9 protein-coding genes are annotated in these 17,319 nt (G+C 64.7%); 2 read left to right on the top strand and 7 right to left on the bottom strand.

Features of this window, described 5'->3' with window-relative positions; all coding sequences use genetic code 11:
• Positions 1-18: 18 nt before the first annotated feature.
• From Uis4E_RS00795 to Uis4E_RS00785, 3 genes are all read right to left on the bottom strand, one after another.
• Complete coding sequence (locus tag Uis4E_RS00795; protein ID WP_101621348.1) at positions 19-1,836, bottom strand: FHA domain-containing protein; 1,818 nt, start codon at positions 1,834-1,836, stop codon at positions 19-21.
• Positions 1,837-1,952: 116 nt separating this feature from the next.
• Positions 1,953-2,627 (bottom strand): hypothetical protein, encoded by a 675-nt coding sequence (locus tag Uis4E_RS00790; protein ID WP_133125360.1) that lies wholly within the window; start codon positions 2,625-2,627, stop codon positions 1,953-1,955.
• Positions 2,602-3,222 (bottom strand): hypothetical protein, encoded by a 621-nt coding sequence (locus Uis4E_RS00785; protein ID WP_101621346.1) that lies wholly within the window; start codon positions 3,220-3,222, stop codon positions 2,602-2,604. Before Uis4E_RS00785 ends, Uis4E_RS00790 begins: the two co-directional genes overlap by 26 nt.
• A 1,063-nt stretch (positions 3,223-4,285) precedes the next feature.
• On the opposite strand from Uis4E_RS00785, the gene Uis4E_RS00775 reads away from it, so the two are divergent.
• Both Uis4E_RS00775 and Uis4E_RS00770 read left to right on the top strand, forming a co-directional pair.
• Complete coding sequence (locus Uis4E_RS00775; protein WP_101621345.1) at positions 4,286-5,110, top strand: hypothetical protein; 825 nt, start codon at positions 4,286-4,288, stop codon at positions 5,108-5,110.
• Positions 5,107-5,712 carry a hypothetical protein gene (locus tag Uis4E_RS00770; RefSeq protein ID WP_101621344.1) on the top strand — a complete coding sequence of 202 codons (606 nt, stop codon included), beginning with the start codon at positions 5,107-5,109 and terminating at the stop codon, positions 5,710-5,712. The genes Uis4E_RS00775 and Uis4E_RS00770 overlap by 4 nt, the downstream gene beginning before the upstream one ends.
• 29 nt (positions 5,713-5,741) lie before the next feature.
• On the opposite strand, the gene Uis4E_RS00765 is transcribed toward Uis4E_RS00770, so the two are convergent.
• From Uis4E_RS00765 to Uis4E_RS00750, 4 genes are all read right to left on the bottom strand, one after another.
• A complete protein-coding gene (locus Uis4E_RS00765) occupies positions 5,742-6,521 on the bottom strand; it encodes a hypothetical protein (RefSeq protein WP_101621343.1) in 780 nt (259 codons plus the stop codon).
• A 74-nt stretch (positions 6,522-6,595) separates the two neighbouring features.
• The gene (locus Uis4E_RS00760; protein WP_165784791.1) at positions 6,596-14,161 is read right to left on the bottom strand and encodes a beta strand repeat-containing protein; all 7,566 of its coding nucleotides are present in this window, start codon (positions 14,159-14,161) and stop codon (positions 6,596-6,598) included.
• On the bottom strand, positions 14,158-14,916 hold the full coding sequence (locus tag Uis4E_RS00755; RefSeq protein ID WP_101621341.1) for a hypothetical protein: 759 nt from the start codon (positions 14,914-14,916) through the stop codon (positions 14,158-14,160). Before Uis4E_RS00755 ends, Uis4E_RS00760 begins: the two co-directional genes overlap by 4 nt.
• Positions 14,913-16,631 (bottom strand): serine/threonine protein kinase, encoded by a 1,719-nt coding sequence (locus Uis4E_RS00750; RefSeq protein ID WP_101621340.1) that lies wholly within the window; start codon positions 16,629-16,631, stop codon positions 14,913-14,915. The genes Uis4E_RS00755 and Uis4E_RS00750 overlap by 4 nt, the downstream gene beginning before the upstream one ends.
• Between the last annotated feature and the right edge of the window lie 688 nt (positions 16,632-17,319).

The following is a 17,319-nucleotide window of genomic DNA, read 5'->3' as shown; positions in this document are numbered from 1 at the left end:
CTCGCGCGCGGCGACCGGCTAGAGCGCGCGGATGACGAACGTGTCGTCGGCGAGCGCGAAATCCTCGCCGCTGGAGAGGTATTCGGTGCCGCCGGGAGCCATCTCGCGCCCGCGCACCGAAGTGCCGTTGGCGGAGTCGTTGTCGGTGATGGAGAACCGGCCGTCGCCCATCACTTCGATGGTGGCGTGGATGCGGCTCACGTTCGTGTTGCCACCCATGTGCAGGTCTGCGGTCTTGGAGCGTCCGATGGTGGCTTTGCGCGCGATTGCGCCGGTCGCGGTGAGTCTGCGCCCGTCACGCAGGCGCGTCACTTCGAATCCGTCGTGTTCGGTCGCGCCGAATAGGCTGGTTTCGCCTTCGCTGTTGTCGGAGTCGGATCGCGATGCGGCGGCGCCGGTGGTCTGCGCTGCGGGGTTGGTGCGGATGACGGGCTTGTAGACGGACTGGGGGCGCGGTTTGTCGCCGTTGAGTACGGCGGAGAAATCGCGCTGGGGAGCGTGCCGGGCTTGTGTGGAGACGGCTTCCGGCGTGGGTTCCGGCATGTGCACGGGTTTCGGCGTGGATTCCGGCGCAGGTTCCGGCGTGGACGCATGATTCGGCGTGGTCTCCGTCCGTGCGTGTGCAGGTTCGCGCGCGGGCATCGACGGTGCCGTCTGCGCGTGCGACGGCGGCATGGATGGCGCGACGGGCCGGGACGGCACCGGTTCGGGCGTCCTGACCGGCTGCGGGGTCGCGACCGGTTCGACGGGTCGGGACGGTTCCGCGGTCTGCGGCGGCTTCACAGGAGACGGCAACGCTTGTTCCGTCGATTGCGCCGGCTGTGTCGGCTGCGTATGACGGGGTAGAACCGATGCCACGGTCTCGTCCGCACCGGACTGGCCGGAGTCCGGCATGGTGCGCCGCGGCAACGAGGAGGCCACGGTCTCATCGGATATGACGGGCTGGGGCATGGGACGTTGCCCGAACGATTCGGTCGGACCGGTGGAACCGGTGAAACCGGAGCCGGTTCCCGTATACGATCCGGTGAATCCCGATCCGGTGCCGCCAGTTAGGTCCGCGACGCCGCGCAGCTGCTGCAACGGCGACTGTGCCGGCGCGTTCGCGGCGACGGCGTTCGCTCCCGGGGCATCGCCTACGATGGTCGCGCCGAACGGATCGTCGTCGACAGGAGCACGACGCGCGCCGGCGGCGATGGTCGGGGATGCCGCCTGCGTGGGCGAGGATGCCTGCGTGAACGAAGGCCGTGCCGAGGATCGTCCGGCTCCGACCGGCGAGATGAGTCCCATCGAAGCGAGGAACCCGTTAAACTGGGCGGCGCTCACGGTGGGGTTCTGCGCGAGGAATCCGCCCAATGCCTGCTGCAATCCGATGCCGTTCTGCGATTGCATGCGCACGCGGCGGCCATCGGCGAGGAACGCGAGCAGGGTGTGGACGGTGTTCTTCCGTCCGGCATCCGCGCCGAACAACGGAACCAGCGCGAACCGCACGCCGCCGTCAGGACCGACGAACACATGTTTGGGCTCCCACAGCACGCAGACGACGGCGATGCCCTGCGACTCACACTCCCCCAGCACCGCGGCGGCGGACAGCAACGCGCCCATGTACACGGTGTCGTTCAGACCGGAGCGTGCCGCATCCTGCAATGGAACCGATCCGGTCACATCGTAGTAGCACAGCGTCTCACGGTCGTTCGCCTCGTAACGGAAGGCAAGCATAGCCATCTGCCCCATGCCCAGCCATTGGGCGCGCGCATAGTCGAATTCCTCCCCGCGCGTGGCCGTCACCGTCAACGTCTGCGAACCGACCTGCCGGTTCCTCACGATTTTGACCTTCATGGCTCCAGACTACGCCCATCACGGCATGTTTTCAGGTTTCTTCCGCAATCCATCAAGCCAGCTTACGCCGAACAGATTCCGATGGTCAGATTCCGGCAAGCGCGACCATGATCGCCTCATGATTGCTCAGCGGACATGTCTTTGCCGTCGGAGAGGACTCGGTCAGTCTGATTGATGTACGAATCCAGATCAAGCGACATCAAAGCAACGGCCAAATCGTAGCGCAAGCTCGTATCGGGGACACGCGCCAGCACGACCTCCGCCATATCGAAACATGCATTGCGCACCGTGCGAATCTTATCGAGGAACGCTTCACCGTCTTCAAAATCGAGCGTCTCACACATGGTAGTCACCACGTATACAGGGAGAGTGATCATACCGTTCGATTCCACGCAACGCTTGTAGCCTTCAAGCAAGTGCAGGGAGCAATCGAACACGTCTCTGTCTCCAACATCTACACTGACGTCCAATGTCTCGGCGATTAGCGTGACTCCGGTCAGCGATACCAACTGGTTGTATACGAAATCACGGTTCGACCAGATATCCGCATCGGTATCGTCGGCCTCACCTTCATTGGCTTTGCGCCAAAACGACTTATAGGAGTCAATCACATGATTTGCGTCAAACACATACTGAAGCTCCATCAACCCATGAGACGCGTCCCGTTCTTTTTCGTCGGGGAAGGCCCCTACAGGAGAATCATCCGCACCTTTTCCGTGAATGGCTCCGGCATTGGAACCGTCATTCGCAGAGACCCCATCGACATCATCCGAGGTGACAGGAAGAGGCACGGGGGGGGAGACCCTCCTGAAACGTCTTCACGGCACGGTGCCGCTCCAGCTCCTCATACATATGTTGAAAGCTTGCCTCATCCAGCAAAACATCAGCCTGTGGCAACCAGATGCTCAACACATCATCATACCTGTCGCCAAGCAACAATGCAGCCAGTCTCGTAGATATCTCCTTGTCCGCGAGGCATTGCAGCATAATCGTCGCTGCCATCACACATACATCGCGAAGATACCCCCGAGCTGAGGCGACTTCGTTATTATCCTCGCTCTCGCGAACGGTCTCCGTGACGGAGGTATCGGCATCCCACAGCATACGGAACAGCCAGCCGACCACGCCTTTCGCACGAACGGTAGAGTCTACGGCATCCACGAACCGAAGATATTCCTCCAGTGCATCGGTGTCACGGTTTCCAACGACGGCAATCGCCATATCGGCGAACAATGTCTCCCCGAACAACTCGGCGGCATGGTCGATGATATTCTTCTGCCGTTCAGGGGGAACCGGCACCGTGAACCTCCGCAGCGCCTCAACCTCATCCATATGCGCTTCCAGCCGCAAGAGGAACGCCTTATCGTCCACAATCACCGTATCCATAGCAATCCCTTTCAATCCTCGGTTGACATCATGGATCAACCGGTCAGATTCCGGCAAGCGCGACCATGATCGCGGTAAAGACGAGCAACGTCTCCAGCCAGATCAAAGATGCGGCATGCCACATCCACGAGGCTTCCACGCGGTTCTCCGCACATTGGCGTGCCTGCTGCACCTCGCCCGGCAACCAAGCCCAGGCGAGCCCCACGGCCGATGCCAGCAGCAATCCGGACACCGGTGCCCAACCATGCTCCACGAGCACGATGCCGACCAGTCCGATGGTGACCGCCATGCCGCCGCCGACCATCGGCTTCGGCGTCGGAGCCCGCTTGCCGCGGGGCATCCATGCGAACGTGAACGCGACCACCGTGAATACGACGCNCGCCACGACCGCCGGCCATGCGCCGGCCACCGTGTCCGACAGCTCCAACGTGCCGGCCACGCCACTGCCGTAATTCGAGGTCACACCGTCACGCACACCCCGCATGTACAGTATCGTCCTGCCGAATCCCGTGCCCAGAAGCCGCGCCGTGCCGCCGATGAACGCGACCATCATCACATGGAACAACCATGTCACGCCGGGCAGCAGGAACACGGGCAGCATGAGCGCCATGCCGATCACGGGGGCGACGCCCAATACGCCCGCCACCAACGATATGGCATCGAACCCACCCGAATCGATTCCGAACACGCCGAGCCACCACGGATCCCAGCCGACGTTGCGACTCGACACGACCCACCACGCCTGAGCCAGCAAGTCGATGACGGCCAGCACGCCAATCATGGCGAGGCGCCAGACCACGCCAGTCATCGTGAACACGCGCCCCGAGGCATCGGACACGATCCGCATATCCTCGTCGAACTGCTTCAATGCGCCGAATCCCCTGAGTCTCACAGACCCGCCCCTTCGTCGTGAACGTTTCGCCATATCGATACCACCTGTCACCTGTCGGCATGGAAGCGAATCCGCGCCGGTACGTCATCGCCGCCGTCGGACGACGTTATTCCACGATTTTCCGAATCTCGCCGACCTTATCCTTGATGGTACCCACATTCGATGTGACTGATGAGCTCATACGACAACGCGGCGGACCTCAGTGACGGTGATGAACCGTATGATTGGCCCAAGGACGATTTCCAGGGGCAGGGAAGTGAGGGATGGCGGTTGGTGTTGTTCATGCGGTATGTGCTGGTGGGGCGTCTCGAGGACGGCGCCCAGGTGTTCTGGGACACGCGGGAGAAGACGCCCGTCAAACGCGTGCTGGATCTCGGCGGCGGCCCCGGCTGGGCGCAGGCCGGAGCCGCCGCCGGAGCCGCCGCCGCGGGCGCCGTGCCCGGTCTGATGGTCCTGATCCATGAGATTGGCCGGCTGCTCGCGCCGGAGAAGGGAACACATCACACGTCCACGGTGGATGATGTGACGCTGCTGGCCTTCCTCAAACCAATCACCATGGATCGCAACGAATGGAACACGTACGTGGCGGCGGTCGCGATGTGGCTGGTCGGGTTCCTGCTGTATTGGTGCTTCTGCCGTCTCGTGTTCGGCCGTGCAACGACTTATGTCCCGGCCTCGCTCGAGGAGCTGGCGTTCGCCTCCTCCATGCCGGCCACACAACTACGCTACATGTTCGGCGGCCCCATAGTCGGCACACTGTTCCTCATCGGAATATCCTGGTTCCCTGTATGTCTGACGGAGATGTTCTGGAGCAGCGCGCGAAACCTGAAATTCGAATGGTCCGGCTACAAAATGGTGCAGGTGGCCGAGCTCATATGGATGTGCGTGACACTATTCCTGCCGATTCTGTTGGCTTTGCGTTTCGTCGGCCCATGGGACTGGCGAGGGCGTTTCAACCTGCACGAGGGAGCCGAACGCAGGAGCCGTCTACGATGAGCATCCTGCTGATGGGCGCCGGGACGGGACTTCTGGTCGCGGTCTCGCTGACCTTCATCCTCGCGTTCAACATGAGCCGATTCCGCTGGATCATGGACCACGACATCCACCCGCTGCTCGAAGAACACGGACTGCGCAAGCCCGACGACGGATTCGAATCCTCTGGCATCAAGGAACGCATGGACGCGTTCCACGCGGATGTCGCGGAAGCGTTGGCCGCACCGGAACGAGAACGCGAGGCGCGCGAACGACGGCAGTCCATCACGTTCGACCCGATGGTCGACGAGTCGCCGCTGCCGGCGGGTCCCTACCCGTTCAACCGCCCGACGGCGTCGTGGGCGCGCGACATCTACGAGGAAGGCGACTGGACGTACGCCGCCGCATGGGTCAAAGGACGAAGGAAACCACGCGTGGTACGCGAGCAACGCTACGACTCATGGCGCAACGAGCTCCTCGCGCGCCACGGCCTGACCGACGCATCGCCCGCCACACTCACACGCATCGAGCATGCCGCCACACGCATACGCATCCTCCGGCACACCAGTCAAGCCGAAGCCTACCAACAAGCCTGCCGTAAAACGGCAATCGCAGACAAGAGATAAGGCCGACCGGCACCGGAGCAATCTCACCGTTACCTGCCGTCCGGCCGCCAACCTAGCGCACGGCCGACGATCTCGTACATGGTCTTGACGTCGCCGCTGTCGGGCTCGTCCACGACGATCACGCGGTGACCTGCCACATCCTGCGAGGAGAGCCGTCCCGACGGGGCCTCCGCCGCGAATCCTTCGCGGATCGTCGTCTCGTCCGCGCTGAACGCGGCGGGATTCGTCCCGTTGAACTGCATGTCCACGATGAACGCGGTTGGATGGAAATCCATGCCGACACGCACCGGCTTGTCGTAACGCAGCGTGTACGCCTGAAGTCCGCCGTACGGGCGCGGCACGGCCATCCAGTTCAACACGTACCGGTTCACGCCGGTCGTGACGGGCGGCACGGGAGGCAACGCGAGTCCGGCGTTCGCCGCGTATTCGGCGAGATGGTCGTCGGTACGCATGTTCACCCGCATCGAGTTCGAATATGCGGTGGCGTCGATGCCGCTGGACGCCTTGAACGCGCCCTGGTCGCCGATGGTCGGCTCATAGCGCGCGCCCACCGCTCCAGCGATGCGTTTCACGGTCTTCGCCGGCCACGCATACGTGGTGCCGACACTCACCTTGCCGGTGGCCCGTCCCTTCGTCTTCGCACGGCTCACGCGGAGGACGACCACGACGATGAGCACGACGATCAGGATGATGAACAGGAACACCCCACCAATGATCGCGAAGGGAATCCACAGTTCCTGCTGCGTCATCGGCCTGCACTTGCCGTTCACGCATATCTCACCATCGATCGCAAGATTCAATGCCGTCATCGTTGTCCCTTTCGCTCATCCGATAAGGAAGCGGCCGGACCCTTCCTTGTTCGGACGGGTCCGGCCGCATTCATCTACTCCCTGCCGAAGGGGTTGTCGCGGTAGGCGAGCGACTTCCTCCGGCGGCTGATCGCGACGATCGCTCCGGCGATCGCGGCGATCACGATGATCGCACCGAAGATCATCGTGTTGCGGATCCACGGCGTGCTCATCGCGTACTGCCACCAGTTGGAGGCGATCGTGATGTTGTCGTACACGGCGGTGGACTGGTTGCCGGCCTTGTCGACGGTGGTCACGGTGATCTCGTGGCGGGCGCCGTCGGCGGGCAGGCGGAACGTCGGCGTGCTCTTGAGGAGCGTGTTGCCGTTCCACGTGGCCTGCGTCTCGCCGTCCACGGCAATCTCGGCGGAGGCGACCTGCAGGTTGTCCTTCGCGTCGATGCCCACGCTGCGGCCGTTCTGGTCGAGGTAGACGTTGCCGGAGGTCACGCCGAGCGCGGCGGAGGTCGGGGCGGTCGTGTCAAGCGCGAAGTTGACCTCCGCGTTGGACTTGCGGTCCTCGTCCTTCTTCTCCATCGTGTTCTGCGACAGGTTGCCGGCCTTGTCCTCGGAGGTGAGCTGCACGCGGTAGTAGCCGTCCTCGTCGAACTGCTTCGCGGGGATCGTGTACTCGGTGCGGCTCCAGCCCTTGTCGTCGGTGGTCTTCATCGTGAAGTCCTTGTCGGCGAGCTGCTTGGCGGAGGCGTCCTTGGCGACGACCACGTGCGACTTGCCCTGGTCGAGGCCGGACACGTTGATCTCGCTGACGGTGACGGGCTGCGACTTCTTGATGAAGGCGCCGCGCAGGTTCTGCGTGCCCGCGGTGAACACGTACGTGGAGCCGAAGCGGTTCGCGGAGAACGTCTTCTGCGTCTTGTACGTGTTGCCGGCCATGTCGGTGGCTTCGGCGGTCAGCGTGTACACGTCGTCGATGGCGACCTTACGTTCGAAGTCGGCGAAGTCGACGACCTGCGAGTTGTCCGTGTCCTTCGTGGTGGACTGCGGGAGCTTCTTGTCCTTCAGTTCGCCGCGGTGGGCGCCCTTGAGGGTCCACTTGACCTTGCTCATGTCGATGTTCGTGTCGTCCGTGGTGATGAGCGGCGCGACGGTGCCCGCGTACGCGGTCTTGTCCTCCACGCGGTCGATCTTGATGGACGGCTTGGTCTTGTCGATCACGAACTCGGGTTCGCTGACCTCCTGCGCCACGTTGCCGGCGAGATCGGTCGCGGTCGCCTTGATCGTGTAGTGGAGCTCACCGGTGAAGGCGACGTGGTTCATCCACTCGGTGGACTCGCGTTCGCCGCCCGTGCGGACCCAGCCGGACGCGCCCGGAGCGGGCTGGTCGGCCTTGTTGTCGTCCTTCGCGGTGGTGGTGATCACCGACTCGGATTCGGAGAAGTTGCGCTCCACCTCGCGCACGGTGGCGTTGCGGTCGGCGGAATAGTACATGCCGTTCTTCACGTTGTTGTTGTCGAACGTGAGGGTCAGCACCGGGGCGACCGTGTCGACCGTGAACTCCTCGTGGATCACGTTGGAGGCGTGGTCGCCCGGATCCGTGTAGGAGGCGTCGACCGTCCAGTCGCCGTCCCTGTCGGCCTTGAACGTGGCGACGTAGGTCTTCCGGTCACCGCTCGGGTTGCTGAACGAGGCGACGCCGTAGGTGTGCTTCTCCCCGTCGACCGTGGTGGTGACGACCACGCGCGCCGGCTCGTTCTTCAACGAGAAGTCGAAGTTCGATTCGACGAGCGTGACGGTGCCGGTGCGGTGCGCCTTGTAGTACTTGCCGTTGCGCACGTCGTTGTTGTCGTACGCGATGGAGATCGTCGGCGCGACCGTGTCGATGGCGATGCCTTCGACACCCTTGACGTTGCTGGCGGCCTTGTCGCCGTTCACGCCCTCGTACGTGTTGAGCGCGCCGGTGTCGACCGGGTTGCCGGCCGCGTCGGTGAGGGCGATCGAGGTGTTGCCGAGCGTGAGACGCTGGCTGTCGCCGTCGAAGCCGAAGCTGATCGAGCCGCCGGCGGTGGTGCCCGCGTAGGCGACGGCCGGGGCCGGATGCTCTCCGAGATCGGAGATCCACTTGTCGAAGCCGAGCTGCGAGAACCTGACGCTCTCCTCGCCCTTGCTGGCGCAGTCATGGCTGTCGGGGCTGTTGTTCGCGGCGGCGGAGCAGATGCCGGAGATCGAATCGTTGACGCCGTCGAGCGTGACGGTCACGCCGGTGGTCGCGAAGATCCAGTTCCACTTGGCCGGGCTCGTCACCGAGGAGGTGAGGTTGCCGAGCTTCGGAGCGGTCCAGTCCATGACGAAGTCCTTGTTGGCGTTCTTCTGTTCCGAACGCAGACCCTTGTAGGTGAGGTTCAGGTGGTACTTGCCTTCGACTTCGGCGTTGTTGCCCTTGAGCTGGATCGGCTGGTCGGCGAGCGTCCACGTGTCGCCGTTCTTCGTCCACGTGCCGTCGGTGACCTTGAGCTCCTTGACATCGGTCTCGCCGGTGTTCGGATCCTGGGGCGTGGTGTCGCCGGTGCTGCCGGCAAGCAGGTTGGAGTGGAGCTTGGTCAGCTTCTGGTACAGCGGGAACCACTTGTCGGTGATCTCGTAGGTGGCGCGCGTCTTGCCGCGGTAGTAGTACTCCGGATCGCGCGACTTCGGGTTGCCGGCCACGTTGTTCACGATCAGCTTCGCGCTGTTGTCGTCGTTCACGTCGGCGACGATGGCGGTGTAGTTGATCTTGTCCTTCACCGGGGCGCTGAGGATGGGGGCGTTCTTGTGTTCGTTGCCGGCGGCGTCCTTGACGGTCACCGTGATGGCGTTGAGGTCGTAGAAGCCTTCCTGATCGAGCGTGATGGTGAAGATGCCCTTGGCGGGGTCGTAGTCGTCGGCCTGCTTGTCGGTGTCGGCGTGACCGCCGATAATCGCGTTGCCTTCGAGATCGACCGGAGCCGGCACGGAGAACGTCACCGACTTGTCGTCGATGCCGGACGTGCCGACCTCGTTCTTGACGTTGTCGTCGTTGCGCACGGCCGCGTCGGACTGGCCTTCAGGCAGGAGGTCCTTGACGTACAGCTTGATCTTCTGTTCGCCGGCTGCAGCGTACACGTCGTAGGACTTGCCCTTGACGTCGAAGCCCCTGACGAGGGACACGCCTTCGACGCCTTCGGCACCGGAGATCTTCGAGATCTCGGGGGCGACCTCGTCGAGTGTGAACTTCACGTCCTTCGGGGAGGCGAGCAGCGCGACGGCGCCGTCCGTGAGCGGGGCCTTGATCGTGTAGTTGCCGTTGGTCTGCGTCTTGCCTGCGGCGATCGCCGTGGCGAGCGGCACGAACAGCGTATTCAGCTTGGCACCGGTCCACGTGAGCGTGGCGGCGTTCGTGTCGATGTCGGCATCGGCGATGGTGGCGCTCAGGCCGGTCTTGTTCACGGTGGAGTACTGGACCGAGCTGCCGTCGAACACGTTGGTCGTTCCGTACTGGGCCTTGAGGATGGCGGCGCGGAACGCGAAGGCCGGATCGTCCTTCACCTTGATGGTGACGGATTCGATGTCCTTCGTGTAGTACTGGCCTTCGTCCTTGACCGACTTGCCGTTGACGAGCGTCTCGGCGGTGCCCTTGGACTTGCTGACGGCCACCTGGTCGGGGACGCCCGCGGCACCGAGCTGCTGCTTGATGTCGGCGAGGCTGACCGTCTTCGTGTTGGCGTTGTCGCTGGTGGCGATGTCGTCGTCCTTGGTGAACTTCTTCGCGTTGTCGGACACGGTGATCCTCACGTTCGACAGCTTGTAGATGCCGTCGCCGTTGTCGCCGAGCTTGGCGGTGTATGTACCGTTGTTGCCCTGGAGCTTGAGATCCTCGGTCTTGGTCGTGCCGTCGAAACCTTCGACGGTCACCTTGGCGGTGACGTCCAGCAGGCCGGCGACGTTGGCGTCGTCCTTGGTCTGTCCGGCCTGGTCGCCCTGCTTGAGCGCGGCGAACAGGTCATGGGCGGAGAAGGAGATCTCACGGGAACCGTTGGCGAGTACGTGCCCCTCGCCGTTCACGGTGCCGGACAGATCGTTCTTGCCCGCCGTGTACGTGAGCGCGGTGAACGACGGCTCGACGTTGTCGACGCCGAGGGAGAAGGACTTCTCGGCCACCGTGTACCTGCCGCCCGTCCGCTTGCCGAGCAGCTGGCGCATGGCCTTGTTCCCGTTGAGCGCGGCGGTGTCGAGACTCACCGTGTACAGGCCGTTGTCCGCGGCGGACATGAGGTCCTTGGCGCCGGTGGCGGGCTTCAGCGTGATAATGTAGTCGTCGCCGCTCTTGACGTAGGAGTCGAGCACGACCGAGCCATAGGCCTGGGCGGCCCCCGTGGCGGACAGCGTGCTGGCGAGCACCGGGATGCCGGTCTTGACGGCGGCGTTCCAACGCTTGGTGAAGTTCTTGTTGCCGCTCACCTTGATCTGGATGGTCGGGGCCTTGTCTCCCTTGAGGTAGATGGCCTTGTCGGCGGCGACATCGTACTCCTTGCCGTTCACCAGCAGCGTGGTGACGACCTTCGCGTCGGCGGCGGCGTCGGCGATGGTGATGGAGGTGACGTCCTTGAGCGGGCCGTCGGCATCCAGCTTCTTGACGAGGTCGGCGACGGACTGGGCGGGCGTCGCGTTGCCGGTCTGGTCCTCGACGGCGATCTGGATGTCGGACAGCACGTAGGTGCCGGGCTTGTCGAGCGTCAGCGTGTAGGTGCCGTCGCCGTTGTCGGTGAGCTTCTGGGCGTCGCCGGATCCGATTGTGGCGGTGACCTGTTTGACGCCGGCGGTCTTGCCGGAGTCGTCGGTGCCGTCGGACAGCAGATCCTTCGCGGTGAACACGAGCTCACGCTTGACGTCGCCGTCGCCGGTGCTGAGGTCTCCATCGTCGATGGAATCCTCGGTGCCGTTGTTGTCGTACTTGAAACCGGTGATCGCGGCAGGCACGTCATCGAACAGGAACGTCTTGTCGCTGCCGGTGAACGGCGCCGCGATCGCGATCGTATGGTTGCCGTTCTTCTGGGCTTCGACGAGAACGTCGAACGCGGCGGTGCCGAGGGCCAGCGAGAACTTGCTGTCCTTGCCGCTGACGGCGCCCGCGGCCAGCGCGTACGAAGCGCCGGTGTCGGAGACGCCGTTGGCGACGATGAGGTCGCCGTTGGCGTCCTTCGGCAGGTTCGCGACAATCTGCTTGAACCACGCGGAGGTGGATTCGAGCTTCACCGCGTTGACCTTGTTGGTCGAGGCGGCGTTCGGATCGATGGCGATGGAGGCGGCGAAGTCCGCGTCCTTGCTGGCGGAGGTGGAGACGAACAGCGTGGTGTCGTCGAAGGCCAGCGTGCCGTCGGCCGCGCCGTTGAACTCGAAGTGCGCGGGGTTCTCGGCATTGTCGGTCGAGTCGACGATGGCATTCGAGAAATCGTAGGCGCCCTGGTCGTTGAGCGTGGCGACCCAGGTGCCGTCCGGCTGCTGCGCGGCTTCGATGGCCTTGTTCTCGACGTTGCCGAGCGAGCCGTCCGCGTTGAGCTTCTGGAACTGCGCGTTCACGACGACCTTGGCCACGCCGCTGACGTCATCTGCGGTCTCGACGACGATCCGCGGGGCGGACTGCTTCGCGTTGGCGTAGAGCACCTTGCCGGAGAGCTGCTGGGTGCTGCCTGCGTCCGGTGTGTAGGTCACCTTGCTGATGGTCGGCGCGACGTCGTCGACGGTGAGATCGCCGATGACGGTCGGATCGACGTTGTTCAGGTATGCGATGGCCGCATCGGTGAGACGGAGCGAGTACTTGCCGAGCTTGAGTTCCTGATCGAACGTGAGTTGGAACTCGGTGCCGTTCTTCGCCTGGAGCTTGGCGGCGGAATAGCCGTCTTTGACGTTGCCGTCCGCATCGACCACTTCGACGAGGTTGCCGTTGCCCAGCTGCGTCTTCATCAGTTCGACGCGCTTGGCGAAGTACCGGTCGTTCTTGTTGGACAGGGTGATGCCGCTGATGGAGTTGTAGGTGCCGCCCGGCTTGAGGTCGCCGGTCACGGCGAACGTGACCTTGCTCTTCGCGGCGTCGTCGGTGGCGACGATCACCTTGGCGGCGTTGAAGCCGTCGGCGCGGGCAATCGTGTCGAGCGCGACCGGGTCGGAGACCAGTCCGGCGTCGTCGGTGACGGTGACCTGGTACTTGCTCAGGTCGTAGGTCGCGTCGGCGGCGAGCGTCCAATGGTAGGTGCCGTCGGTGTCGGCCGTGAGGTCGGCGACCTTTTTCCCGTCCTTGTCGAGGATGGTCACGGCGGCGATGCCGGCGGTGTCGGCGGCGGGGGTGATGGTGAGCGCGTGGTCGCCGGTCACCAGCCATTCGTCGGCGTCATCCTTGAGCACCGTCTCGCCGGCGGCGAGGGCGATGCCTAGCTTGACGGGCTGGGCCGGCTTCTCGTTGTCGATGGTGAACGACGTGGAGGTCTGGGCGGCGCCGGAGCCGAGCGCGGCGCCGTTCAGCGCCACGGTGTAGGCGGCGTCCTTGGCGAACGCGTCATTGCCGGCGGCCGCGGCGTCGATGGTCACGACGTACTTGCCGCCCTTGGCCTGCGCTTCCGCGGCGTCGCCGAAGTTCGTGGAGCCGACGGTCAGCAGCTGCGGCTTCGGGTTCTGCGCGGCGAGGATGCGCATACGCTGGGCGAACAGCGGGTTGGCGTTGGCGATGGTGAACGAGTCGACCTTCTGGGACAGGTCGCTGCCGTTCTTCACCGGCGTCGTGTCTGCGGTGAGCGTGGTGGTCTTGCTCGCGTCGGTGTCGACGACGAGCTTGGCGACGTTCTTCAGCGTGGAGCCGGTCGTCTTGCCGGCGAGTTCGCCGAGGTTCACGGCGTCGGACGCCTTGCCGTTCGCGTCGAACGCCTGCACGTTCAGGGCGGCGAGGCTGTAGACGCCGTCGCCGGGCGTGAACGTGAACACGCCGTTGGCGTCCGGGTTGGCGACGATGCCCTTGTCGGCGGGGATCTGCGCGCACTTCTTGGCGTCGCCTTGCTCCTGCGCGGTGGCGCAGGCGGTCGTGCCGTCGAGGCTGTACCAGCCGGACACCTGCACCTGGGAGGCGCCTGCGGCCGTGATCTTCACGGACCAGCCGTCACCGTTCACCAGATCGTAGGTGACGTCCTGATCCTGGCCGTTCGCGTCCTTCTCCTTGAACGTGGCGGCGGTGGCGGAACCGTCGAGCGTGACGGCGCTCGGCGCGGCCACGCTCGCGGTGTCGCCGGCACCGGTGTTGCCGTTGTCGGTGCCGGTGCCGGCGTTCGTGCCGTCGGAACCGTTCTGCGTGCCGTCACCGGCGTTCGTGCCGTTCTGCGTATTGCCGTCGCCGGAGCCGGTGCCGTTCGCGTCGGCGTTGCCGGTGTCGTCGGTCTTGCCGCTGTCAGCGGCGTTCGTGCCGTCGGCGGGCGTCTGGGACGTGGTGGCGTCGCCGTTCGTGTTCGCCGGGTTCGCGTAGGCGACGACGGCGTTCGTGCTGGCGATCATCGCGATGGACACGACGCCGCCGAGCAACGCCTTCCACAGCGTGCTACTGGCCTTCTTCGGGCCGGTGGATTGTTCGGTATTCGGATTCATCACTTGTTCTTCCCTCCACGTACCAGAATGGTGCGGGATTCATCATCGTCTTCGGTCGTGTGCTGGTCGGTCTTGCGGAACTGCATGAGCGAGGTCTCCCCCTCGTCGGCGAGTTCGGCGGCCGACGCCATGGCGACCGGGATCTCCACGAAATGATCGTCCAGGTTCGGCGCGTCGAGCTTGGCGCGGGAGCCGAGCACGGTGGATTCGCCGTCGTCCGCGATCGGGGACGGCTCGTCTGCCTGGGACCTGGACTTCGGCGCGGACGTGCCGCGCGTCTTGCCGGACTTGCCGGCGGGCTTGGCCGCACCGCCGTGCGCGTGCTTGCCGGCCGCGGCGGAGGCGGTCTGCGGGGCGACCTTCGCGCCCGCGCCGGCACGCGTCTCGTCGTGCGGCTCCTGCGATTCGCGCGTCTCGCCCGGGTTCGTCGGGAACGAGCCGGAGCCCGTGCCGGTGACCGGACGGAATTCGATGTCGCTGGAACCGGTGCCGGTCGATCCGGTGCCGGTACCGCCGTCGGACGCGGAGCCTCGCTTCGCGCCGCGCTTGCCGATGCGCGCGAACTCGTCGGCGTGCTGCCACTGGCCGCGGCGCACGTGCCTGAGGTCCGCGATCTCGCGTGCCGCGGTGCGGCCGCTCAACGCGTCACGCACGGCGCGGATGTCGAACACGCGGTACAGCACGACCGCGACGACCGCCAGCACGATGGCCAGCGCGAGGAAGACGACCGCTAGGGTCCTGAAGGTATCGGCGTTCACTTGGCATCCCCCTTGATATCGACGAAGGCGTTGTTGATCGCTTCGATCGTGGGTTGATAGGCCTCGACGGCCTCCTGCTGGGACTTGTCCTGCGCGTCGGTGGTGGGCTCGACCTTGCCGGCCAGATCGTTGGCCTTGCGGGCCAGATCGGCCATGTCGCGCTGTCCGATGCCGTCGGCGCGGAACTTGCGCGGGTAGACGCGCAGCGCGTCGAGCGCGAGGTTCGAGGCCTCAAGACGGATCACGTCGTTGTCCTCCTGATCGGCGGAGTCGACGAGGTCCTTGAGCTTGTTGAAGTACGGCTTGTACTTGCCGCCGTCGTTGCCCTCGTTGATGAGCGGCACGATCTGCGTGTTGAAGTCGGCGATGTCGGCGTACATCTTCGCGACGGATGCGTTCTTGTAGCCCTTGTCCGACGAGGCGTTGTGCATCCACTGCGAGGCGGCGCGGATGCGCGCGTAGCGCAGCGGGTCGGCGTCGGACGAGGATCCGGCGGACTTGATGCGCGAACCGGAGTAGTAGTACCAGTACATGCGGCCGGTCGCGTAGCTCAGATCGGCCCACGCGTTCTCGTCCTTCGCGAGGTCGGAGGAATGCGTGGTGATCGCCGTGTTGTAGACGCGCTCCTCCTTGTCGGTGAAGCTGCCGTCCGCCGTGTAACGAGTGATGAGCTTCTTGTACGGCTCCGTGCTGCCCGGCTTGATGTCGATGGCTTTGAGGTAGGCGTCCTGCGAGGCGGTGTCGTCGGAGTTCTGCGCGCCCTGCGCCATCCAGTAGTCGTAGTCGGTGTTCTGCGCGTGGTTGGCGAGCAGCAGCATGCCGCCGGAAAGCGCGAGGCACACGACCGAGGCGATCGCCGTGCCGAGGAAGCCGCGCCACTTGGTGAGCAACGCGTTGCGGTGGGCGGTGTCCTCCTCGGTGTAGTGGCGCAGCGCGTACGCGAACTCGGCGCACGAGTTGTAGCGCTCGTTCGGATCCTTGCGCGTCGCCTTCGCGATCACGCGCTCCAGGCCCTCGCTCAGTTCCGGACGGATCTGGCGGATCGGCACGATGCCGTTCTTGCGCGGGTGCGAGCCGGTGAGCAGGTAGAACAGGGTCGCGCCGAGCGCGTAGATGTCGGTGCGCTGGTCGACGACGCCGTTCTCGTCGAACTGTTCGGGGGCGCCGAAGCCCGGCGTGCCGAGCTGGCGGTTGTCGCCGATGAGCGGGCGCTCGCCCTTGCCGATCTCCAGCGCGATGCCAAAGTCGATGAGCTTGACGGAACCGTCGGGCGTGAGCATCACGTTCGACGGCTTCATGTCGCGGAACACGACCGGCGGCTTGCGGCGGTGCAGGTAGTCGAGCACGTCGCACAGCTGGATGCCCCAGTCGACGACGTCCTTCTCCTTCTGCGGCCCCTCCTTCTTGAGTAGGCTCGACAGCGTCTGGCCTTCGACGAAGTCCATGACGACGAACAGCGAGCCCTTCTCCTCGATCAGGTCGACGATGCGCGGGATCGCCGGATGGTCGAAACGCTTGATCATGTTCGCCTCGACCGTGAGGCTCTTGATCACCAGATCACGCTGGACGGGGTCGGAGACGTTCCTGATCTCCTTGATCGCCCACTGCTTGTTCAGCGACGAATCCAACGCCAGATAGACGGTCGACATGCCGCCCTTGCCGATCTGCGTCAGGATGCGGTAGCGCTTGCCGACAAGCGTGTTTTCAGCCACCATACGCGCGGCCCCTTCTCAACTTCTCATCTCTAAGTTGCTCGTTCTCCATTACGTTCACGCCGTCGGCGGCGAGTACGAACAACATCCCACGCATACCTCTGGCGACACTGAAGCCAACAGTACCCCGGAAAACCGACAAACTCTAGAGATGTAAACGATTACGGGCGGCCGAGGTGTCGTTTAGGCGACATTCCGTAACATCGCGGACCATCTCACGTAACGGAACGGGCCGTTCCCCGGGCCGCCCGCCGACCACCCTAGGGCCGACCGCGAACCACCCTCCGGCGCTACGCGCCACCTCCCGCCAGCGGGAGACAACACCGCCCCCCGCCGGCGAGGGCTGTCGGCGAAGCCGACTGGGGGTGGCCCGCCAACGGAACAGGCCGTTCCCCGGGCCGACCGCCGACCACCCTCCGACGCTGCGCGCCACCTCCCGCCAGCGGGAGGCAACACCGCCCCCGCCATCCGACGGACCCCGGTGCCGCCCGCGGACCACCCTCCGACGCTACGCGCCACCTCCCGCCAGCGGGAGGAACACCGCCCCCGCCGGCGGGGGCTGTCGGCGAAGCCGACTGGGGGTGGTCCGGCGCATAACGGAACGGGCCGGTGGCACATGCGTGAGGCATGTGCCACCGGCCCGTGGATGACCCTCTCATCCGGTTCCCGGAGGTCCTATATATAAGGTCCT

The organism is Bifidobacterium parmae (assembly GCF_002860365.1).
Taxonomy (GTDB): Bacteria; Actinomycetota; Actinomycetes; order Actinomycetales; family Bifidobacteriaceae; genus Bifidobacterium; species Bifidobacterium parmae.
The sequence above is the reverse complement of the archived record's forward strand: the minus strand, read 5'-3'. Positions and strand labels throughout refer to the sequence as shown.